20 protein-coding genes are annotated in these 21,322 nt (G+C 69.7%); 13 read left to right on the plus strand and 7 right to left on the minus strand.

Annotated elements, in window-relative coordinates; genetic code table 11:
- Window positions 1–3 precede the first annotated feature (3 nt).
- From ABEA93_RS39315 to ABEA93_RS39345, 7 genes are all read left to right on the plus strand, one after another.
- Entirely contained in the window at window positions 4–489 is a 486-nt protein-coding gene (locus ABEA93_RS39315) for a nuclear transport factor 2 family protein (RefSeq protein WP_345680787.1), read from the plus strand.
- 7 nt (window positions 490–496) lie between these two features.
- On the plus strand, window positions 497–1,417 hold the full coding sequence (locus ABEA93_RS39320; RefSeq protein ID WP_345680788.1) for an SDR family NAD(P)-dependent oxidoreductase: 921 nt from the start codon (window positions 497–499) through the stop codon (window positions 1,415–1,417).
- A 2-nt stretch (window positions 1,418–1,419) separates the two neighbouring features.
- Window positions 1,420–2,226 carry a crotonase/enoyl-CoA hydratase family protein gene (locus ABEA93_RS39325; protein WP_345680789.1) on the plus strand — a complete coding sequence of 269 codons (807 nt, stop codon included), beginning with the start codon at window positions 1,420–1,422 and terminating at the stop codon, window positions 2,224–2,226.
- A gap of 78 nt (window positions 2,227–2,304) precedes the next feature.
- Complete coding sequence (locus tag ABEA93_RS39330) at window positions 2,305–3,471, plus strand: thiolase family protein (protein ID WP_345680790.1); 1,167 nt, start codon at window positions 2,305–2,307, stop codon at window positions 3,469–3,471.
- Window positions 3,472–3,499: 28 nt separating this feature from the next.
- Window positions 3,500–4,261 carry a 3-hydroxyacyl-CoA dehydrogenase gene (locus tag ABEA93_RS39335; RefSeq protein WP_345680791.1) on the plus strand — a complete coding sequence of 254 codons (762 nt, stop codon included), beginning with the start codon at window positions 3,500–3,502 and terminating at the stop codon, window positions 4,259–4,261.
- Between the two features lie 104 nt (window positions 4,262–4,365).
- Window positions 4,366–5,955 (plus strand): long-chain-fatty-acid--CoA ligase, encoded by a 1,590-nt coding sequence (locus tag ABEA93_RS39340; protein WP_345680792.1) that lies wholly within the window; start codon window positions 4,366–4,368, stop codon window positions 5,953–5,955.
- Window positions 5,956–5,993: 38 nt separating this feature from the next.
- A complete protein-coding gene (locus ABEA93_RS39345; RefSeq protein ID WP_345680793.1) occupies window positions 5,994–6,794 on the plus strand; it encodes an enoyl-CoA hydratase-related protein in 801 nt (266 codons plus the stop codon).
- 90 nt (window positions 6,795–6,884) lie between these two features.
- Here ABEA93_RS39345 and phtC read toward each other — a convergent pair whose 3' ends face one another.
- From phtC to ABEA93_RS39380, 7 genes are all read right to left on the minus strand, one after another.
- Entirely contained in the window at window positions 6,885–7,616 is a 732-nt protein-coding gene (phtC, locus tag ABEA93_RS39350; protein ID WP_345680794.1) for a 3,4-dihydroxyphthalate decarboxylase, read from the minus strand.
- Window positions 7,613–8,848: an NAD(P)/FAD-dependent oxidoreductase gene (locus ABEA93_RS39355; RefSeq protein ID WP_345680795.1), complete on the minus strand. Its 1,236-nt coding sequence runs from the start codon at window positions 8,846–8,848 to the stop codon at window positions 7,613–7,615. Before ABEA93_RS39355 ends, phtC begins: the two co-directional genes overlap by 4 nt.
- On the minus strand, window positions 8,845–9,042 hold the full coding sequence (locus ABEA93_RS39360) for a ferredoxin (RefSeq protein ID WP_345680796.1): 198 nt from the start codon (window positions 9,040–9,042) through the stop codon (window positions 8,845–8,847). The genes ABEA93_RS39355 and ABEA93_RS39360 overlap by 4 nt, the downstream gene beginning before the upstream one ends.
- Before the next feature lie 62 nt (window positions 9,043–9,104).
- A complete protein-coding gene (gene hcaB / locus ABEA93_RS39365; protein ID WP_345680797.1) occupies window positions 9,105–9,887 on the minus strand; it encodes a 3-(cis-5,6-dihydroxycyclohexa-1,3-dien-1-yl)propanoate dehydrogenase in 783 nt (260 codons plus the stop codon).
- The gene (locus ABEA93_RS39370; protein ID WP_345680798.1) at window positions 9,884–10,192 is read right to left on the minus strand and encodes a hypothetical protein; all 309 of its coding nucleotides are present in this window, start codon (window positions 10,190–10,192) and stop codon (window positions 9,884–9,886) included. The genes hcaB and ABEA93_RS39370 overlap by 4 nt, the downstream gene beginning before the upstream one ends.
- Window positions 10,189–10,782 (minus strand): 3-phenylpropionate/cinnamic acid dioxygenase subunit beta, encoded by a 594-nt coding sequence (locus ABEA93_RS39375; protein WP_345680799.1) that lies wholly within the window; start codon window positions 10,780–10,782, stop codon window positions 10,189–10,191. Before ABEA93_RS39375 ends, ABEA93_RS39370 begins: the two co-directional genes overlap by 4 nt.
- A gap of 2 nt (window positions 10,783–10,784) precedes the next feature.
- Window positions 10,785–12,155, minus strand: a complete 1,371-nt coding sequence (locus ABEA93_RS39380; RefSeq protein ID WP_345680800.1) for a Rieske 2Fe-2S domain-containing protein — start codon at window positions 12,153–12,155, stop codon at window positions 10,785–10,787.
- Between the two features lie 283 nt (window positions 12,156–12,438).
- Between ABEA93_RS39380 and ABEA93_RS39385 the strand changes: the two genes are divergently transcribed.
- The 6 genes from ABEA93_RS39385 to ABEA93_RS39410 all read left to right on the plus strand — a co-directional run bounded on the left by ABEA93_RS39385 (window position 12,439) and on the right by ABEA93_RS39410 (window position 21,227).
- Window positions 12,439–13,224, plus strand: coding sequence for an IclR family transcriptional regulator (locus tag ABEA93_RS39385; protein ID WP_345680801.1), 786 nt, complete (start codon window positions 12,439–12,441; stop codon window positions 13,222–13,224).
- Window positions 13,225–13,430: 206 nt separating this feature from the next.
- Window positions 13,431–15,065 (plus strand): long-chain-fatty-acid--CoA ligase, encoded by a 1,635-nt coding sequence (locus ABEA93_RS39390; RefSeq protein WP_345680802.1) that lies wholly within the window; start codon window positions 13,431–13,433, stop codon window positions 15,063–15,065.
- A gap of 572 nt (window positions 15,066–15,637) precedes the next feature.
- The gene (locus tag ABEA93_RS39395) at window positions 15,638–16,978 is read left to right on the plus strand and encodes a tyrosine-type recombinase/integrase (protein WP_345680803.1); all 1,341 of its coding nucleotides are present in this window, start codon (window positions 15,638–15,640) and stop codon (window positions 16,976–16,978) included.
- Between the two features lie 260 nt (window positions 16,979–17,238).
- Window positions 17,239–17,601 (plus strand): hypothetical protein, encoded by a 363-nt coding sequence (locus ABEA93_RS39400; protein WP_345680804.1) that lies wholly within the window; start codon window positions 17,239–17,241, stop codon window positions 17,599–17,601.
- Between the two features lie 7 nt (window positions 17,602–17,608).
- Complete coding sequence (locus tag ABEA93_RS39405; protein ID WP_345680805.1) at window positions 17,609–18,436, plus strand: transposase; 828 nt, start codon at window positions 17,609–17,611, stop codon at window positions 18,434–18,436.
- Between the two features lie 892 nt (window positions 18,437–19,328).
- Complete coding sequence (locus ABEA93_RS39410; RefSeq protein ID WP_345680806.1) at window positions 19,329–21,227, plus strand: DNRLRE domain-containing protein; 1,899 nt, start codon at window positions 19,329–19,331, stop codon at window positions 21,225–21,227.
- The last annotated feature ends 95 nt before the right edge of the window (window positions 21,228–21,322 follow it).

The raw sequence follows: 21,322 nt of genomic DNA on the forward strand, positions 1-21,322 counted from the left end.
CTTGTGGCGGACCAATCGCTCGGCGCGGCGGACCGGCTCGACATCATCGACACGTGCCGGCGGATGGCACGGTGTGTCGACGACCGGCGCTGGCGCGAACTCGGCGAACTCGTCGCCGAAGAGATCGAGTTGGACTACTCGGACGTCAGCGGCCGCACCCCCGTCCGGTACACCCGGGCCGAATACACGAAGCACTCGGCTGCACTCCTGGCGAACGAACCGGTCACGCAGCACCAAGTGGCCTCGCACATCGTCGAAGGTTCCGGCGACCGGGCCCGGTGCATCTCCCAATTCCAGGCGACCCACGTTCTGCCCGGTACCAACGGCGATCCGGTTTGGGCACTGGGCGGGCAGTACGACATGGGCCTGATCAAGACCGACGGCCGCTGGCAGATCCGCAGCATTCGCGCCACACGCCGCTGGACGACCGGCAATTGGCAGGTCGTCGTGGCGGGACGCACCCCAGTAGCCGCAACCACAGGAGGGTGACGAGACGATGAAACTCACAGGCAAGGTGGCAATCGTCACCGGCGCCGGCCGAGGCCTCGGCCGCGCACACGCGCTGATGCTCGCATCACTTGGTGCAGCGGTCGTCGTCAACGACCTCGGCGCGGAACTGGACGGCTCGGGAGGGTCCGCCGACGCCGCGGAGTCGGTGGCCGCCGAGATCATCGCGGCGGGCGGGACCGCGGTGGCGAATCCCGACAGCGTGGCGACCTCGGCCGGCGCAGCCGCGATCGTCGAGACCGCGCTGCGCGCGTTCGGGCGCCTGGACATCCTCGTGAACAACGCCGGGACGACCGGCGGCCTCGTCGAGTTCGGCGACCTCGACGACGACCGGCTCATGTCCGTCCTGGGGTCGCATCTGATCGGCTGCTTCAACGTGTCCCGCGCGGTCTGGAGGCCGATGGCCGCGCAAGGGTACGGGCGGATCGTCAACACCACTTCGGGCGTCGGCCTGTTCGGGATGGGCAGGGGAGTGGCCTATGCCGCCGCGAAGATGGGCATCGTCGGCCTGACGCGCTCGCTGGCCATCGAAGGCGCGGCGCACGGGATCAAGGTCAACGCCATCGCGCCGATCGCGGCCACGCGGATGGCCGGCCCGGTGTTCGGCGCTCTCGACGAACACCTCGACCCGGCGCGGGTGTCGCCCGTCGTCGCCTACCTCGCGCACGCGGACTGCCGGATCACCGGCCGCGTGTTCTCGGTCGGCGGTGGCCGGGTCGGCGAAGTGTTCTTCGGTGCCGCGGACGGCTACTTCAACCCCGAACTGACCCCGGACGACGTGGCGGCGAACCTCGACGCCGCGCTCGACCACACCGCCTTCGTCCTTCCCACGGACGCGATGGACGAGGTGGACATCACCGCAAGGATGCACGGCCTGTGCGGGATCGCGACCAACAAGCACGGAGACTGACGATGACTCATGGCAACCCCAAGGCCGACGAGCCGGCGGCACTGCTGGAGCGCCGCGGCGCCGTCGCGCTCATCACCCTCAACCGGCCCCGGGCCCTCAACGCGGTCAACGCGGCGCTCTCGGCCGCGGTCGGCGAGGCACTGGAGGAGGTTGCCGCCGATCCGGAGCTGCACGTGATCGTGGTCACCGGCGCCGGGCGGGCCTTCTGCGCCGGGATGGACCTCAAGGCGGCCGCCGCCGATGAACCGGTCATGGCGCCCGGACACGAGGACTGGGGCTTTGCCGGACTGGTCAACCACTACATCGCCAAGCCGGTCATCGCGGCCGTGAACGGCTTCGCCCTGGGCGGCGGCACCGAGATCGCGCTTGCCTGCGACCTCGTGGTCGCCGACGAGAACGCGCAGTTCGGCCTCCCCGAAGTGCGCCGCGGCCTGTTCGCCGCCGCCGGCGGCGTCCTGCGACTGCCGCGGCAGCTGCCGAAGAAGATCGCGCTCGAGATGGCGCTCACCGGCCGCCCCCTCGACGCGGCCGAGGCGGCCCGGTGGGGCCTGGTCAACCGGGTCGCACCGGCGGGTACCTCGGTCGAAGCAGCGCTGGAACTGGCCGAGACCGTCGCCGAAGGCGCCCCGCTCGCTCTTCAGGCCACCAAGCGGCTCATCCACCGCAGCGACGCGTTCGGCTCCGACTGGGAACCCGCGATGTGGGACGAGAACGAGCGCGAATGGCAGGCGGTGTTCGCGAGCGAGGACGCCCGCGAAGGCGCCCTCGCATTCGCGGAGAAGCGCGCACCGGCGTGGCGGGGACGCTGAGCACCGCGCCCCTGGCACCCGACTTCCGAGACCTGCCCGGCAGAGCCCGCCGAGCATCCTGAAAGGCAAGAAACCGACATGAACGACGCCGTCATCGTCGACGTGGTGCGCACCGCGTCCGGCAAGGGCAAGCCCGGAGGCGCCCTGTCCTCCGTACACCCCGTGGACCTCCTCGCGACCGTCCTCCGTGCCCTGGTCGACCGCAACGGCCTCGACCCCGCCCTGGTCGACGACGTGATCGGCGGCTGCGTGTCGCAAACCGACGAGCAGGCACTCAACGTCACCCGCACGGCGCTGCTCGCCGCGGGATTCCCCGACTCGGTCCCGGCCACCACCATCGACCGCCAGTGCGGCTCCAGCCAGCAGGCCGCGACCTTCGCCGCCCAGGGCGTCATCGCGGGCGCCTACGACGTCGTGATCGCCTGCGGCGTCGAGTCGATGAGCCGGGTCCCGATGTTCTCCAGCGCCCGGGGCGCCGACACGTCCGGCACGCTGCTGCGCCGCCGCTACACGGACGGCCTGGTCCCGCAGGGCGTCTCCGCCGAACTCATCGCCTCCCGCTGGAAGTTGGACCGCACGGAACTCGACGAGTACGCCGCCCGCTCACACCGGCTGGCCGCCGCCACCGCGGCGTCCGGCGGCTTCGACCGCGAGATCGTCCCGGTCGGCGGGCACACGGAGGACGAGACCGTGCGGCCGTCGACCACTGCGGAGGGCCTGGCGGCCCTGAAACCCGCCTTCACCGGTCTCCCGGAGGCCGCGCGCTTCCCGGAGATCGAGTGGCGCATCACCCCCGGCAACTCCTCGCCGCTGACCGACGGCGCCTCGGCCGCCCTCATCATGAGCGCCGCCACCGCCGATCGTCTGGGCCTCGCGCCGCGGGCGCGGTTCCACTCCTTTGCCGTCACCGGCTCGGACCCGCTGCTCATGCTCACCGGTGTCGTCCCGGCCACCGAGAAGGTCCTCGCCCGCGCGAGCCTGACGATCGACGACATCGACGCGTACGAGGTCAACGAAGCATTCGCCCCCGTCCCTCTGGTGTGGCAGCGCGAAACGGGAGCCGACCCGGCGAAGCTCAACCCGCGCGGCGGCGCCATCGCGCTCGGCCACCCGCTCGGCGCATCCGGCGGCCGTCTGCTGGCCACGCTGCTGGGGCACCTTGAGGCCACCGGCGGTCGCTACGGCCTCCAGACCATGTGCGAGGGCGGCGGAATGGCCAACGCCACCGTCATCGAGCGCATCTGATCCACCACCACCTTCCTGGAGAACGCACGTGAATATCGCAGGCAGCGTCGCCGTCATCACCGGCGGGGCCTCCGGCCTGGGCCTCGCCACCGCCCGGCGGCTCCTGGACGCCGGCGCCTCCGTGGCCCTGGTCGACCTTCCGGGCAGCGACGGCGCGGCCGTCGCCGCCGGGCTCGGCGAGCGGGCCGTCTTCGCCCCCGCCGACGTCACCGACGCGCACGACGTCGCCGCCGCACTGGACGCCGCCGCACAGCTCGGCGACGTGCGCATCGCCGTGAACTGCGCCGGAATCGGCACGCCGGCCCGTGTCCTGGGCAAGAACGGGCCGATGGACCTCGACCTGTTCGCCCGGGTCGTGCACGTCAACCTGATCGGCACGTTCAATGTCATCCGCCTCGCCGCCGAGCGGATGAGCGCCAACGAACCCGTCGACGGGGACTGCGGCGTGATCGTCAACACCGCGTCGGTCGCCGCGTTCGACGGCCAGATCGGCCAAGCCGCCTACTCCGCGTCCAAGGGCGGCGTCGTCGGTATGACCCTGCCGATCGCCCGCGACCTGGCCGCCCGGCAGATCCGCGTGGTCACCATCGCCCCCGGCCTGTTCGAGACGCCGATGCTGGCCTCGCTGCCAGAGGAGGCCAAGCAGTCCCTCGGTGCCCAGGTGCCCCACCCGAGCCGCCTCGGCCGTCCCGACGAATACGCCGCCCTCGTGCGGCACATCGCCGAGAACCCGATGCTCAACGGCGAGGTCATCCGGCTCGACGGCGCCATCCGGATGGCTCCCCGGTAGCCGGCCCCCGGCGCCGCCGGGCCGCCCCGTGCCCGGCGGCGCCACCGCACCGACCGAGCGGGGCCGCCCACCACGGACCTGACCACGCAGAAAGGACACCGGGAATGCCGGACGAGTCGACGCACGGCGGCGGAGCGCCGCTCGGCACACGCCGAAACCACTGGGTGAACCACCTCGAACGGCACGCCTTCCAGACCCCGGACCGCCCGGCTCTGCGGTTCCGCGGGACGACGACCACGTGGTCCGGGCTGCGCAACCGGGTCGCGGCGCTCGCGGACGCCTTCGCACGCCGCGGCGTGGCCCCCGGCGATCGCGTCGCCGTCCTGATGCACAACCGCCCCGAGTTCGTCGAGGCCATGCTCGCCGCCAATCGCCTCGGTGCGATCGCCGTGCCCCTCAACTTCCGGTTGAGCCCCGAGGAAATGGCCTTCATCCTCGACGACTCCGGCGCCGGCCTCCTCGTCACCGAAGACGCGCTGGCGGCCGCCGCAGCCGACGCCCGCACGCATCTGTCCCGGCCGCTGCGCCTGGTGGTGGCGGACCACGACGGCGCAATCGCCGATGACGCCGAACGCTACGCGCAGCTCCTCCGCGAACCGGGCGACCCGCATCCCGCGGTCGACGTCGACGTGGCCGCGCCGGCACTGATCCTCTACACGTCCGGCACCACCGGCCGCCCCAAAGGCGCCGTGCTCTCGCACACGAACCTGCAAGGCCAAGCCCTCACCATCACCCGGGCCTGGCGGCTGTGGGGCGATGACGAGATCAGCATGGTCGCCTCGCCCCTGTTCCACAGCGGAGCCATCGGCAGCGTCGCCCCGATGCTCCTCGTCGGCGGCTGTCTCGTCATCGCGCCCACCGGGCAGCTCTCCGCGGACCAGGTCCTCGACACCCTCGAATCCGAGAAGGTGACGAGCGTGTTCCTGGTTCCGACCCTGTGGCAGTCCGTCTGCGACGACCCCTCGGTCCCGTCGCGCGACCTGACGCACCTGCGCGTCACCAGCTGGGGAGCGGCGCCCGCGTCGGACACGCTGCTGAAGCGGATGGCCGAGGTGTTCCCCGGGGCCGTCAACGTCGCACTGTTCGGGCAGACCGAGATGTCCCCGGTCACCTGCGTCCTGGACGGCAAGGACGCGCTGCGCAAAATCGGTTCGGTGGGCAAGCCCATCGCGACCCTGGCCGTCCGCGTCGTCGACGACGCGATGAACGACGTCGCCCCCGGAGAGGTCGGCGAGATCGTCTACCGCGGCCCGACCATGATGACCGGCTACTGGAACAACCCCGAGGCGACGGCGGAAGCGTTCGAGGGCGGATGGTTCCATTCCGGCGACCTGGTGCGGGTCGACGAAGAAGGCTTCTTCCACGTCGTGGACCGCAAGAAGGACATGATCATCTCCGGGGGCGAGAACATCTACTGCGCCGAGGTCGAGAACGCGCTCGCCGGCCACCCGGACGTCCTCGAGGTCAGCGTCATCGGACGCCCGCACGACCGCTGGGGCGAGACCCCGGTCGCGGTCATCGTCCCCCGCGACCCCGAGGCGGCCCCCACCACGGAGGAGATCCGGCAGTGGGCCCAAAAACGTCTGGCGAAGTACAAGCTGCCGACCGAGGTACACGTCGTGCCCGAACTGCCGCGCAACGCGTCCGGCAAGGTCGTCAAGGGCACACTTCGTGACATCTTCGGCCGCCCGTAGATCCGCGCACACCCCGGGTGATTCACGAAAGGCCGACTATGCCCGCACCCCACACCGACGACGTCCTGGTAGCCCGCACCGGCGCCGTACTGCGCGTGACCTTCAACCGTCCCGGAAGCCTCAACGCACTGACCACGGACATGCTGGCCACGGCGGCACGCGCCATCGAGCGCGGGGGCACGGACGCGGGCACGCGCGCGATCGTGCTCACCGGGGCCGGCCGGGCCTTCAGCTCCGGTGCCGACCTGGCCGCGGACGGCGAAGCGACGCCGAGCGACGGGGAGACCCCGGACCCCGCGATCATCGACGCGGCCAACCGGCTGACCATGGCGCTGCGCCGCGTCCCCAAACCGGTGATCGCCGCCGTGAACGGCCCGGCGGTGGGGGTAGGGTGCTCGTTCGCGATAGCCGCCGACTTCACGGTGGCGAAGGAATCCGCCTACTTCCTCCTGGCGTTCGCGAATGCCGGGCTGATGCCCGACGGGGGCGCGACCGCGTTGCTTCCGGCGGCCGTCGGTAGGGCGAGGGCGGCCCGCATGGCCATGCTCGCCGAGCGCATCACGGCGCGGTCGGCGGTCGACTGGGGGCTGATCGCGGCGGTGTTCCCCGACAACACGTTCGATGCCGAGGTCGACCGGCTCGCCACCCGGCTCGCGGACGGCCCGACCGCGGCCTACGCGCAGACCAAACGTGCCTTCAACGCCACCGTTCTGGCGCGGCTGCCCCATGCGCTGGAAGCCGAACGCGAAGGGCAGTCCGCGCTGTTCCGGACCGCCGACTTCGCCGAAGGCATCGCGGCATTCCGGGACAAGCGGACGCCGCGGTTCACGGGCGTCTGACACGCGACACGGCCCGGTGTGCCGTCCCCGCCGAGGAGGGATGGCACACCGGGCCGCGTTGTCGCGCCGGATACACGAGGCAACGGCTGGTCAGCAGCCGCAGTCGTGCAGGCGCGCGAGTTCGTGGCGCCACGATGTGGCCACGTTGAACGATCCGCCGAGGTCGGGCAGGTCCGCCCAGTCCTCCTCCGCGATGTCGACCAGGGTGCCGCCCGCGGACGCCACCTGGAGGGAGATCCGGCTGATCGTGTCGACGCTGATCGCCTGGAGCACCGCACGCTCGACCGTGTCCGCCGCACTGGTGAGGCCATGCCCGCGCAGGATGACCACAGGCCGGCCCGCCATGGCCTCGGACACCTCCGCGGCGAGCGCACGGCTGCGCACCAGCACCGATCTCGGGTAGACGGGGACGCCGCCGGCGGCGAGGTGCGCGCCGGGGATGTCGAAGGACCCCAGGATCGGGCGGACCAGGAGGCCCGCCAGGTCGGCGGCCACGACGGTGGGCGGGTGTGCGTGCACGACCGCGTCGACGTCCGGGTGTCGGCGCAGCAGCTCGGTGTGCAGGGGGAGTTCGTTGGGGACCGTGTGGCCGTCGGCAAGCTCGTCCGGGGCCGCGGGTGCTCCGTCGAGGTCCACCCAGTGGATGTCGGCAGCAGTGGTGAACGCGAGTCCGCGTTCCCGCGGCCCGCGGCAGCGTACGAGCAGGGTGTCGGCGTCGATGCGCAGGCTGATGTGGCCGAGGATGCCGTCGGCAAGCCCGCGTGCGGCGAGCACGCGACAGGCCTGCGCCACGAGTTCGCGCTGTTCCGGGGTCGGGCTCATGGGCGGGCCTCCGAGCGGGCGGTCGTGTCCGCGATGGCGCGCAGACCGGTTTCGATGTCGTCCCAGGACGTTCCTTCGCGCATCGCCTTGCGGCACTGCACCATCACGCGGGGCCAGTTGACGACGACGGCGCCGCGGAGGCCGCCCCGTCCGTCGGCGTACAGCGCCGCGAAGCGCCGGTCGGCTGTGGCATCGCCGAGCAGCGTGGTGGCGGCAAGACCGGAAGTGTCGCCGACCAGCTGCATCTTCCAGTCGTGCTGGTCGCTCCACACGAACTCGACCGGCTCATAGGCCCGTGGGTCGGAAGGGTTGAGGATGTTGTGGGCCGCGCAGGCTGCCTGGTCGACCGCGTTGGTCCAGTGTTCGGCACGGACGTGGCGGCCGCGGGCGCGGTCGAACCACCGTGCCACGTCGCCGACGGCGTAGATGTCGGCGGCACCGACGGCTCGGCAGTACTCGTCGCAGACCACACCGTTGTCCAGGGTGAGTCCGGACCCCGCGAGCCAGCCTTCGTTGGGGACCGCGCCGATGCCGACGACCACGGTCGCGGCCTTCAGTTCGGTGCCGTCGTCCAAGGCAACCGCCAGGTGCCCTGGGCCTCCCGAGATGCCGGTCACGCCGACGCCCATCAGGCACCGGACCCCGGCGTCCTCGTGCATGGCCATCGCCGCGGCGGCGACGTCGGCGCTCAACGACCTGGTCATCGGGAGCGGCTGCGGATCGACCATCGTCACGTCGAGTCCGAGCCGCCGCCCGGTGGCGGCGACCTCGGCCCCGATGAACCCGGCGCCGACCACGACGAGCGCGCCGCCGGCGGTGAGGTCGTGGCGCAGGGCGGCGGCGTCGGCCAGGCTTCGCACCACGCGCACGCCATCGCGGTCTCCCCAGGGGGAACGGCGGGCGGCGGCACCAGTGGCGATCACCAGGTGGTCATATCCGAGGCTGCTGCCGTCGTCGAAGGACGCGATGCGGTGTTGCGGATCGAGCGCGGCGGCGCGCACGCCGAGCCGCAGGTCGATGTCCGCGGCCTCGGCCTGTTCCGGCGTCAGCAACCGGATGTCCTCCGGTCCGGCCGAACCGGTCAGGAGACCCTTGCTCAGCGGGGGCTTGTCGTATGGCGCTTCCGTCTCCGCCTCGGCGATGGTGATGCGCCCGCCGTAGCCGCCCGCGCGCAGTGCCTGCGCGGTGCGGACGCCGCCGACCGAGCCGCCGATGATGAGTGTGTGCGTCATGCGTCGGTCACCTTGAGTGCGGAGACCGGGCAGCTGCGGGCCGCCTCCTCAACGCGTTTGCGGTCGGCGTCCGGTACCTCGGCCTTGAGCACGACGACGATTCCGTCGTCGTCGATGTCGAAGTAATCGTCGGCGCCGACAACGCAGTTCGCGTATCCCTGGCACGCCCCCAGATCGGCCCTGATGACTGCCATGTGCCTCACTCCTGCTTGAGAATTGCGGAAATCGTGTTCGGAAAGCCCGTCATGACGGCCCGTCACTTGATGCGGATGCCGCCGTCGGAATGGGTGACATCGCCGGTGATGCCCCGGGCACGTCGCGACGCCAGGAAGACGTAGCTCCACGCGTGGTCCGCCCCGGACATGGCGATGCCCAAGGGCACTCGGCCGGCGAGTTCGGCCTCACGCCCCGGCGTGTCGTTCAGCCGCCTGTCTCCGAGGCCCAGCGCGCCGGCGCCGCGCAGGTCGGTGTTCATGGTCCCGCCGGGAGCGACCGCGTTGACCCGGACATCGGGGGCGAGTTCGTGGGCGAGGGCGGTGACCAGGCCGCGGACGGCGTGCTTGGACGCGACATACAAGACCCCGCCGCGGCCCGGGTAGTAGGCCGAGGTCGACTCGGTCAGGATCACCGATCCGCGTGACTTGCGCAGCTCCGGTAGTGCCGCCTTCACCGAGTGGAGGTGGCTCTTGACGTTGACGGAGAAGATCTCGTCGAATGCGTCGTCGATCTCGTCCTCGGCGAGGTCGCCCAGACCGCGGTAGAAGTCGAAGATGCCCACGCAGCTGACCAGAACGTCCAGTCCGCCGAACGCTTCGACGGCGCGCGCGACCGCTGCCCGGTTGTCCGCGGGCCGGGTGGCGTCACCGGCCACGACTGGGGCATCGGGCAGCTCGTCGGCGAGGAGGGCGCATTTGCCCAGGTCGCGCTCCAGGACGGCGACGCGCGCGCCTTCGGCGCGGAAGGCGTCCACGACGGCCCGTCCGATCCCGGAGCCGCCGCCGACGACGAGGGCCCGCTGCCCGTCCAACCAGCCGGTCATGCGGGGTCCTCCTTGATCAGTGACTCGAACGGGTGGCCGACCATCGCGGAGAACGTCGCCGGTCCCTGCCACGTCAGGGCTTCCAGCTCCAGCGGGTCGAGGGTGACCCACTGGCCGGACTTCGGGGAGTCGACGAGCAGGCGCAGCCCGTTGCGGGTCCGCACGCTGTACACGTGGATTTCGGAGAACTCGTTGGCGATCACGAGGGGTTCGCCCACGGCATGGTCGAGGAACCGCTGCCGCCGAGTCGCCGGTGATTGCGTCTCGCCGTGCTCCACCGCGTCGGCCTCCCGTTCGGCGGTCACAGGAAGATCGCCAGGTTCTGCATGCGGATGACGGATTCGTCGGCGGCGATCAGTCGGCGGGCGAGCCGCCATTCGCCGTCGGCGTCCCGGCGGAGCAGGTCTTCGCGGCCCGCCGACACGAGTGCGGACTCGACGACGTCGCCGCGGCTGCGGAACAGCAGCACGGCGGACTCGACGACGAGTTCGTTCGCGTTCTCGGTCGCGAAGGTCCGCACGTTCGTGACGAAGTGGCGCAGGCGGGACGGCGGGTCCTCGGTCCACGCGTGCTCGGTGGCGAACCGGGCGACGCGCTGCCGCAGCGAGTAGAGGTTCTCGTCGAAGTGCGCCATGCCGGGGGAGGTGTCGTACCCGGTGCCGAGGGCGGTGGTCACTTTGACCGGCATGAAGTAGTGGATGTCCTCGGTGAGGACGTCGAGCCAGGCGGTGTAGTCCTGGGTGTCGAGCAGGTAGGCCTCGTCGACGAGCCACTTGTGCGCGGTGAGGTGCCGGGGGTCGTCGAAGGCGAGCGACGCGCCGACGCGGGTGGTCGTGGAGGCGTGCGCTCCCAGCGGGGACTGCCGGGAGTCGACGCGGATGTGATGGGGGTTCATCGTCAGGCCTCCGCGGTGTCGTCATCGGTGCAGGAGGCGGTGCGCGGAGCATCCGGCGTTCCGACCTCCACCCGGGGCCGAACCGGAGCCGGGCGTTCGAGGTGGTCGGCCCAGTCCGCCATGAGGAACCGCTGGTTGTACTCGCCGTAGCCCACGCGGGCGACGCCGGGGCCCGCAAACTGCTCCGGGGCCAGCGCCGGGACGACGGGGGTGTCGTCGGACAGGATGCCCATGCGGTTGTTGAGCAGCAGCTGCCGGGCCATCGAGCCGCCCGCGGTGCTGGTGAGCGACACCCAGTTCTCGACGTCGTCCTGCTCGAACATGCCCGAGCTGCCGAAGCACATGAGGTACGCCTTGTAGGACAGCGCCTTGAACTCCTCCGGTGCGTCCTTGTCGACCGCGAACCAGGACAGGACCTCGGTCTCGTCCTCGCTGATCGGCTGCCACTGGCGTATGGAGATGAAGGGCAGGACGTCGTCGGAGTCCTCGACCTTGGGCCAGTTGTGCACGAAGCTCAGGTTCGGGAACGCGGACGCCGCGGAAACCATGAAGCCGTTGTCGCCGATCAGCGCCTGCTGCTCGGGCGACCACATCTCCTTCATCCGGGCGATCATCGCGTCGGGGTAGCCGACGTAGCGCAGTCGTTCCTCCAGCGTGCCGGGCGGCAGCTTGTAGGTGGTGCCGCCGCCGCGGCCGGCCCAGTAGGTGCAGCCGTCCTTGCGTTTCTCCGCCTTGGGCTCGCGGAAGAGGCCGATCTCCACGACGCTCGTGTGGGTCTGCGGCGTGTGGTACATGTCGCCGGCGAAGTTCTCGACGCCGATCTTCCAGTTCGCCTTCACCCGCCAGCGCTGCGGTCCGCGCAGCTCGATGCCGCCCGAGGACTGCTTGGTGTAGTAGTCCAGGAAGAAGGTGAAGTCGCCCAGGTACTCGCGCAGCGGCGGCGCCTCGGGGTCGAGGCTGACGAAGATCAGCCCGTTGTAGGTGTCGAGTGCGGGGGCAGGCAGCAGCGCCTGCCCCTTCCGGCGGAATCCGGCCTCGCCGCCGTACGCCTCCTGGTGGAACGGCAGGCCGACGATCCGACCGTCGTTGCGGTAGGACCAGCCGTGGTACGGGCAGCGGAAGTGGGTCGCGTTGCCCATCTCCGCCCGGCACACCTGCATGCCGCGGTGCAGGCACATGTTGAACATCGCCCGCACCTCGCCGTCGTTGCCGCGGGCGAGGATGAACGAGTCTTCGAGGACGCGGCGCACGACGTAGTCGCCCGGCTCGGGGATCTCGGATTCATGGCCGACGAAGAGCCATGCCCGGCTGAAGAGCCGTTCCTTCTCCAGCTCGAAGATCTCGCGGTCGTTGTACACGTACGCGGGAGTCATCCCACGGCGCACATCCGCGAAGAGGGTTTCGTGATCTCGCATGACGGCCCAGCCCCGATCATAGTTCTGCTTGGCAGAGGCATTCTCTACACAAGAGAGTTCTTCGGGCAAGCCCGAGAGTCGGTGCAGGTCGGCGATAAAGTGGGGTGCGACCGAGGTCCGACGGCCGCGCGAGGAAGTCCCGGGATGCCCGGGAGGAACCGGGCAGGCACTGTGCGCGGCGTCGCACGCACGCGAAAGGAGGCGGGCCGGGGGCTTGCCACAGCCCTGGCCCCGACGGCGGATGGCAGAGAACCAGCAGGAGCGGGGGCGGCAGAAGGCGCCGCAGTACCCGATTGAATCCGTCGACAACGCCTTGCGGCTTCTGCTCTGGTTCGGCGACCACCGCCAGATCCGGCTGACGGACGCCAGCTCCCACCTGGGGGTCGCCTCGTCCACCGCGCACCGGCTGCTGGCGATGCTCCAGTACCGCGAATTCGTCCGGCAGAACCCCGCCACGCGCGCCTACGAGCCGGGGCCGGCGCTCAGCACCATCGCCTCCGCGATCGTGCGGCAGGTGGATGTGCGCACCCGGGTGCGCCCGACGCTCGAACGCCTGAACAAGGAGTTCGGCGAGACCGTGCACCTGGGGCGGCTTGACGCCGACACGGTCAATTTCCTCGACGCGGTCGAAAGCTCCCGCGCGGTACGCGTCAGCTCGCGCGTCGGCAAGGTGGTTCCGGCGCACGCCACGTCCAGTGGCAAGGCCATGCTGAGCCGGCTGCCGCCGGAGGACCTGCGCGAGCTGTTCCCCGACGAAGAGCTGGAGGCGGTGACCGCGAACACCATCTCCACCCGGACCCGGCTGGAGCAGGAAGTCCAGCGGACCCGGAAACGTGGCTATGCGACCAGCCAGGAGGAGAACGAGGAGGGTGTCGCGTCGGTCGCGGTGGCTCTCGAAAGCCCCAGCGGCACGCTTTACTGCCTCAACGTGTCGGTGCCGACCTACCGGATGACCGCGACGCTGCGGAAGGAGATCGCGGAGTCTCTGAAGACGGCGGCGGAGGAGCTGGAAACGAATCTCGTCTGACCGCTCATTGTCGACCTGGAGCCGACCCCGCCGATCGCGGCGGGGTCGGCTCGACCGTTTTCCGGCCGCGGATGACCGCCTGCGGCGCGCCTGAAGCACCCTCCGACCCTTGACCGCTCTAATTCCTCTCAGCAGAATCAGTTTCTGCTGACAGGCGCTGTCGGCTGCCGAAGCGCAGCGCCGGGCACCAACGGAGGTAGGACGACATGGCTCAGAACCCCGGCAGCAGCATCGGCGACGGCACGCTGACCGTGGCGGACATCCTGCGGCACGGATCGACGTGGCACGCGGCCCGCACCGTGCGCACCGTCGGCGCGGACGCGACCGAGCTGGCGTACGGAGACCTGGCCGGCCACGCCGCGGCCTTGGCGCACGGCCTTCGCGAGCTGGGCATAGGTCCCGGTTCCGTCGTGGGATCGTTGCTCTGGAACACCCGCGAGCACCTGGAGATGTACTTCGCCGTCCCGGCGATGGGTGCACTCCTGCACACCATCAACCCGCGCTTGTCCGCCGAACAGCTCGTCTACACGATCAACCACGCGGCCGACGAAGTCGTCGTGGTCGACGCGTCGTTCCTCGACAGGCTGGCCGAAATCGCGGACCGGCTGCCCACGGTGCACACCGTCCTGGTCGTCGGCGAGTCGACCGAGGAGGCGGTCGGCGGATTCCGTGCCGAGGTCCTCCGGTACACGGACGTTGTGGCCGGTCGACCCACCGCGTTCGCGTGGCCGCAGATCTCCGAGAAGGCGGCTGCGACTTTGTGCTTCACCACCGGAACCACCGGTGACCCTAAAGGTGTTGCCTACAGCCACCGATCCATATGGATCCACGCGCTGTCGCTCTGTACGGCCAACGCCGTCGCGCTCGGCTCTCGAGACTGCGGCTACATCATCACCCCGATGTTCCACGCGAACGCCTGGGGCTACCCGTACGCGACGCTCTGGGCCGGCGGCGACCTGCTGCTCTGCAACCGCCGCGTGGACCCGGATACCGTGATCGCCGCCATCGGCCGCTATCGACCCACCTTCTCCAACGGCGTCCCCACCGTATGGAACGAGATCCTCAACCACGTCGACGCCGACCCCGGTGGCGACTTCGGCACCCTCGACCGCGTCATCCTCGGCGGCGCACCCATTCCGCGGACCCTCCGCGCGGGCCTCGCCCGCTACGGCGTCCAAGCCCTGCAAGGCTGGGGCATGACTGAGACGTCGCCGCTCATCACCATGAACCGCCCGCCCCGCGACGACGAGAACCCCGACCCTGAGCGCCGCGGCGACGGTCAGGGGCGTGTCCTGGCGGGCGTGGACATCCGCCTGGTCCAACCCGACACGGGTGAGGTACTCCCCGCGGACGGCCGCACTGTCGGCGAGTTCGAGCTGCGCGGCCCGTGGATCGCCGACTCGTACCTTCGCGCCGAAGGGGACGACAAGTTCCGTGACGGATGGCTCCGGACAGGCGACGTCGGCACCCTGGACCCCCTCGGCTATGTCACACTCACCGACCGCGCCAAAGACGTCATCAAGTCCGGCGGCGAATGGATCTCCTCCAACGAACTCGAACTCGCCGTCGCCCGCCACCCCGACGTCCTCCAGGCCGCGGTCATCGGCGTCCCGGACGACCGCTGGGATGAAAGGCCGTGCGTTCTCGTCGTTCTCCGCGAAGGAGCCCAGGCCACTCTCGCGGACCTCCGCGACACCCTGCTGGAGTCCGTCCCGAAGTGGTGGGTCCCCGAACGCTGGGTCCAGCTCGACGAACTACCCCTCACCAGCGTCGGAAAATTCGACAAGAAGCGCATGCGGGCGATCTATGCCGAAGGAAAACTCGACGTCCAGCGCCCCTGACCTCCGCGGGGGAGAGCCTCCGACTCCGAGGCACAGGGACGTGGCGGCCACCGGTGGGTCCGGATCCTGCGGACGCCTCGACTCCGCAAGTGCCAGGCGGCGGTCGGCCGGCGTGCCGTCGCGGGCTTGATGGGATCGGCCGCCGACAGCCTGCTCGAATCGCACCAGGGCGTCCGCGACGGCGCCGCCGGGACGTGTGCCGTACCGTCGCGCGATCGTACGCGCCGCGCATGGTGTGAACTCAGCGCACTTGACGCTACGACAAGGGGGAATGCACACGTCAGGTGGTCGGTCTCCGGTTCGGTGGTCGCGGCGGGTGGACACTGGGATTCCCCGGGGAACCTGCTCCAGCGGAGGCGATCACTATGCGTTCCTCCACCCGTGGCCGTGTCTACCGGCGCTGCGGTTGCCGTGACTCCGATCGGCGTCAGCTCGGTGCCCGCTGCCCCGGACTCGCCTCCGACCCTGCACATGGGACGTGGGCATTCGCGGTCGATGTTCCGGCCCCGCGTGGCGTTCGCACGACGGTGCGGCGGAGTGGGTTCGGCAGTGAATCAGCCGCCAGGATGGCGTTGCGGCGTGTCCTCGACGGAGAGGCGGGGGGCTACGACGCCGATCCCAATCAGACGGTCGAGGAGTACCTCGAGGGCTGGCTTGCGGCGAAGGAACTGACGCTGAAGCCGAGGACGTATGCCCGCTACCGCGACTACGTGACCAACGACTTGATCCCGGCTCTGGGCACGCTGCGGCTGGACGACCTGGGGCATCGGCAGATCCTGGCTCTGGTGCGCCGGCAGCTCGCGGCAGGGCGCGGCCGCACCACGGTATACCGGTGCATGGCCACGCTCTCCAGCGCGCTTGGGGATGCGGTCCGGCACCACCGGTTGGCGTCGAACCCTGCGTCCCCGCCGGTGATGCGTCGGCCGCCGAGCCCCGAGCGGGTCGTGTGGACTGCCGGTGAAGCGGCGCGATTCTTGGAATACGCCCATGTGCACGACCCGTTGATGGGAGATCTGTGTGAGGTGCTGATCGGGACCGGGATGCGCAAGGGCGAGGCGCTGGGCCTGCATTGGGACGACGTGCACTTGGACGCGGGGGTGCTCTACGTTCGGTACACCCTGTCGTGCGTGGACAACAATCGTCTGGTCGTCACGTCCCCGAAGACCCGGAACAGCCGGAACTGGGCGGCCATTTCGGGCCGCGTCGGCGAGGCCTTGCAGCGTCGTGCGGCCCAGCAGCGCCGCGACGCGGCCGATCCGCGAAGTGGGCAGTTCGCCGATCTGGTGTTCACCCGACCGGACGGGCGTCCGCTGCGGCCGCAGACGTTGCTCGACCGGTTCCGGCGGCTGTCTGCCGAAGCCGGGTTGCCGCGGATCACGATGCACGACCTGCGGCACTTGGCCGCGACCCTCACCATCGCCGCGGGGGTGCCGCTGGTGGTGGTGTCGAAGACGCTGCGGCATTCGACGTTGTCGACGACGGCGAACATCTACGCCCATCTCACGAGGCCGGCCGCGCGCGCCGCCGTCGTCACCATTCAGCGGGTCCTTGCGCAGGCCGAGGAGCACCTCGCGACGGGCGGTCTGTTGTCGAGTGCGCGTGGCGCGCTGCCGCCGGAGCCTCGCGGCTGGCTACGGCAAGTCACCGATCTGATGAACCCCACCCGCGCTGCTGCTCGGCCGCCGTTCGAGCCCGCGACCACCCTGCGACCACCAGAAGACGCAGGCAGGGAAGGCGGAGCGGCTGATCTCACCTTGTTCGACGGTGAGTCGGTGAACGGGGCTGGTCGGCCGGTGCCGGAATGCGACCACCCTGCGACCACCACGCCCACGGATACCGGAAAGGCCGCCCTCTCCTCGTGGAGAGAACGGCCTCCGACCTGCGTAAACGCTGGTCGGGACGACAGGATTTGAACCTGCGACCCCTTGACCCCCAGTCAAGTGCCCGCAGTATCTTGCCAGTTCACGTGCATCACACTGCACTTTGCGTCGTGCGGTTGGATGTGCTTTGTCCGTGGCTGCGCATGGCGTGTGGTCCCGGTGTGGTCCCCGAGGACGTGGCTCTGTGTGTTCAAGTCTAAGGGTTGTCCCGTAAAGCCAGGTTGACTCGGACGGAGGGGAGACCGGGCCTCAGGTGACGAGGGTTCAGCCGGTATCCCGGAGACTCTGATCTCGTGCTGTGGCAGTCTGCCGTCATGCCAGTGGAGCTACGCGAACATGCCGGTCGTCACTACGCCATCCAGTTCCACTACGCCCTGCCCGACGATGCTTGGGCCGTGGAGCTGAGCGAGGCCGTACCTGCGCCCGCCGCGTGGGCTGAGATCCCCAATGCGACGACCCATTTGCCCGGCCGCGCCTTCCTGGTGGCCTTCGTTCCCGACGAGGACCCCGGTCTGGAACCGACCGTCCACATCCACAGTCACGACGAGCACGTCATCCCCTACGAGATCATGCGCTGGTTCATGGAACAGGTGGCCGAGCAGGTCGAACGCTGCCGGGCTGCGCTAACCGAAGGGGATGGCACAGCAGTGCGATGATCTCGTCGTGGCTGGTGTGATCACGGCGTCGGAGCCGTCCTGGATAGCCCCGTTCACCGGGCTGAGCCCGTGCCAGTTCGGCATGCTGATGACCGCGCTGCGCCGCGAAGGAATCGACCGGCCCGGCAAAGGCCGGCCGTGGGCGTTGCCGTTGGAAGACCGGGTGCTACTCGTCGCGGTGTACTGGCGCACGAACCTGACATTGCGCCAACTCGCCCTGCTGCTCGGCATATCGAAGTCCACAGCTGACCGCGTCGTCGACCACCTCGGCCCCAAGCTCGCGCTGCATCAGCGCAAACGGTTCCGCAAGGACACCGTGTTGATCGTCGACGGCACGCTCGTGCCCACCCGCGACCACGCCGTGGCTGAACGCTCGAAGAACTACCGGTACTCCACGAACCACCAGGTCGTCATCGACACCGACGCCCGCCTGGTCGTCGTGGTCGGCCGGCCGGTCACCGGCAACCGCAACGACTGCAGGGCCTGGCAGTTATCCGGTGCCAAAGCCGCGGTCGGCACCGCACGGGTGATCGGAGACGCCGGCTACCGCGGCACCGGCGTCCTCGTCCCACACCGCCGCGAACGTGGCCAGGGCGAACTCCCTGACTGGAAACACGAACACAACACGTCCTTCCGCCGCGTCCGCGTCCGCGTCGAGCACGTCTTCGCCCGCATGAAGACCTGGAAGATCCTGCGCGACTGCCGCCTCATAGGCGATGGCGTCCACCACGCCATGCTCGGCATCGCCCGCCTGCACAACCTCACCCTCGCCGGAAAACCCGGCACCACACGGCGGCCCCGCACACTCCAAGATCACTTACGGGACAACCCTTAGGGCGTGCAGGGCCGCTGCTTCGCGAGGATCCCCGCTCGTCGTGGATCGTTCGGCGGCTGCACGGCAGCGTCGTGATTCCCACGTGGTCTGGGTCGGCGAGCGGTCGGCCGGTGCCGACCAGGCGGAGCGCCTATTCACGAGGCTTAGCGGTTACCGGCGTCCGCAGGGCAGGCCTTCTTCGAGGCGTTCGGAGCGCCGTGAGGACGGCTACTGGGCATGGCCACCCGCCGTAGGACGTGCCGTCCTACGGCGGGTCGCTCCGGGCCGGCTCCGGCGGGTGGCGGGCGGCGGCAGGGCGTACGCGATCAACTCCAGTCAGGGGTAGACGTCAACGCTCGCGGCGAGCGTGAACCACCCTGCGCCGAACGGGATTCCGGGCGGCGGCCTGCGTCCAGCATCGTCCGCTTCTTCGGGCGGCCGCGCATCGGGGCCCTACCTCGGCTGTCGAAGCCAAAAGGCAAAATCATCGTTCTCGTGTCTTTCCTGATCACAACGGGCGCTTACGTGCGGCGCTTCTCCTGCATCGTTGGCGCAGTTGCTCGCGGGGCGGTCCGCCGTGATGCCCATGCAGCCACGAAAAGTCATGAAAGGGCAAGACTGCCAATAATTTTGTCGACAAACCCTTTGAACATCTTGCGCTTCCGTCACTAGATCAACTTTGATCACATCGTTTTGTCGCAATGGATGCACCTGGTGGGGGAGAGCGATGCGGCGGGGTGGGGTGCGCGCACGTGCGCGTGGGTCGGTGGTTCTGGGGACTGTTCTCGCGTTGACCGCTGGCTTGCTTGGCGGAACCGTTTCCGCAGCGGCTGCCGACGGCAGCCGCCCCGGCGGAGTCAAGAAGCCCCGCCCTGTTCAGCAAGACGGTTCGGCAGCCGGACGATCGAACCGCGTGGGCGCCGACCAGACGCGGTTCACCGACGGCGCTGGCAACGCCCCCAAAGCGGGCCCCGGCGAATTGCCGACAGAGAGCTCCCTCCTGCCAGTGCCGGTCGAGTCCACAGGCAGGAACGATTCCTCTAAGCCTCCGACGCCGGTGGGCCTAGCCGAGCAACCGCAGGGGAACCCGACATCACTCACCTCCGCGGAAGCGCCGGCAGGCACGCAGCCCGGACCGCGCGCGGTTGCGCCCTCCGACGGGCGCACCGAGGTGATCGAGGAACGCGGAGCGCACACCCAGGTATTCGCCAACCCCGACGGCACCCGAACCCTGCAGGTGTCGGACGAACCCGTGAACTTCCGTACCGGTGACGGGCGCTGGGAAACGATCGACACCAGCCTGACGCAGACAGCACCGCCTCTTGGTGCCAAGGCAGCCCAGCCTTCCGCGGGCGGCGCCACGCCGCCGCAGACATGGGAGACAAAGGCCAGCGGCCATCGCGTACAGATCGCCGACCAGGCGAACTCGCCCACGCTCGCCACGTTGAGCACCGGACCAGGACAGTCGGTCGGATTCTCGGTCGACGGCGCCGCGCCCACCTCCGGGACCGCAGCAGGCGACACCATGACCTTCACCGGCGTGCGCAGCGAAGCGGACCTCCAACTCTCCGCCGACGCGAGCGCGCTCAAAGAAACGATCATCCTCCACTCGCGTCAGGCCCCCGACATTTGGACCTTTCCGCTCAGGACCGAAGGACTGACCCCGGCCCTCGACACCGCTGGGAACATCGAGCTGAAGGATCAGGCCGGACAGGTTCGGGCAACGGTCCCGGCGGGCTGGATGATGGACTCCGCCACCGACCCCGGATCCGGGGACGGCGCCACCAGCGGCGGCGTCCGGTACACCCTCGACCCCCGCCCCGGCGGCGGATGGACGCTGACCGTCGCCCTCGACCGCGCCTGGCTTGACGACCCCGCGCGGGTCTACCCCGTCATGGTCGACCCGACCGTCGTAGTCACTCCTGACACCAACTCCGTGAGCATCGTCCAGGGCCGCAACTACACCCAGACCGACGTCTTCCGCCTCGGCTACAACTGCGATGGCGGTGTCTGCAACAACGCCGCGATCCTGCTGAACACCAGCGAGGTGTCCAGCAAGCTCGCCCGCAACACCATCAACGGCGCCCGCCTCAACCTGTGGAACACCCACACCTACGACTGCCAGGCACCGCGCACGGTGACCGTGCACGCCAACACAGGCTCGTGGAACCCGTCCACGGTCCGGTACCCCGGCCCTGGCTACGGTGAAGTCCTCGGCAGCGCGAAATTCGGCTACGGGAACGAGGCCGACGGCTGCGGTGACGCCTGGGCCGGCATCGACTTCAACAGCGCTGGCGCCGCCGCGCTCCAACGCTGGGCGAACGGACAAGCCAACTACGGCCTGACAGTGCGCACCGCGCTCAATGACGCCAACACCTGGAAGAAGTTCGCGACGGTCGCGAACCGCGGTGTGAAGCTCGAAGTTTCCTACACCCCCCACGCGGCGACCTACCAGAGCGGCGGAATCCTGCGCCCAGTGACATCCACGCAGGAGGGCGCCGCAAAGATCACGGTGAACAACACCGGGAGTTCCACGTGGACTCCCAGTGGGAACTCGCTGCGCTACCACCTGTACACCTCCTCGTGGCAGGAACTCGGCAACACGGTCGCGACAGCGCTGCCCTCGCAGGTCAACCCCGGCGGGTCGGTGACCCTGGAGGCCCGGATTGCGCCGGTGACGCCCGGCGACTACTACATCTGCTGGGACATGCACTCGAACGCCGAAGGGTTCTTCTCAGCCCTCGGTGTACAGGTGCTCTGCCAGTCGCTCGCCTCGGCCAACGGGTCTGATGCACGATCGGGTGACATCTGAACTGGCTTGCCCTGTGGGGTAGGTGGGAAGGATGTCGTTGTGCCGAAGCCCTATCCGGATGAGTTCCGCGAAGATGTCGTGCGGGTCGCTAGGAA

The sequence above is a fragment of the Yinghuangia aomiensis genome (assembly GCF_039542225.1).
GTDB lineage: Bacteria > Actinomycetota > Actinomycetes > Streptomycetales > Streptomycetaceae > Yinghuangia > Yinghuangia aomiensis.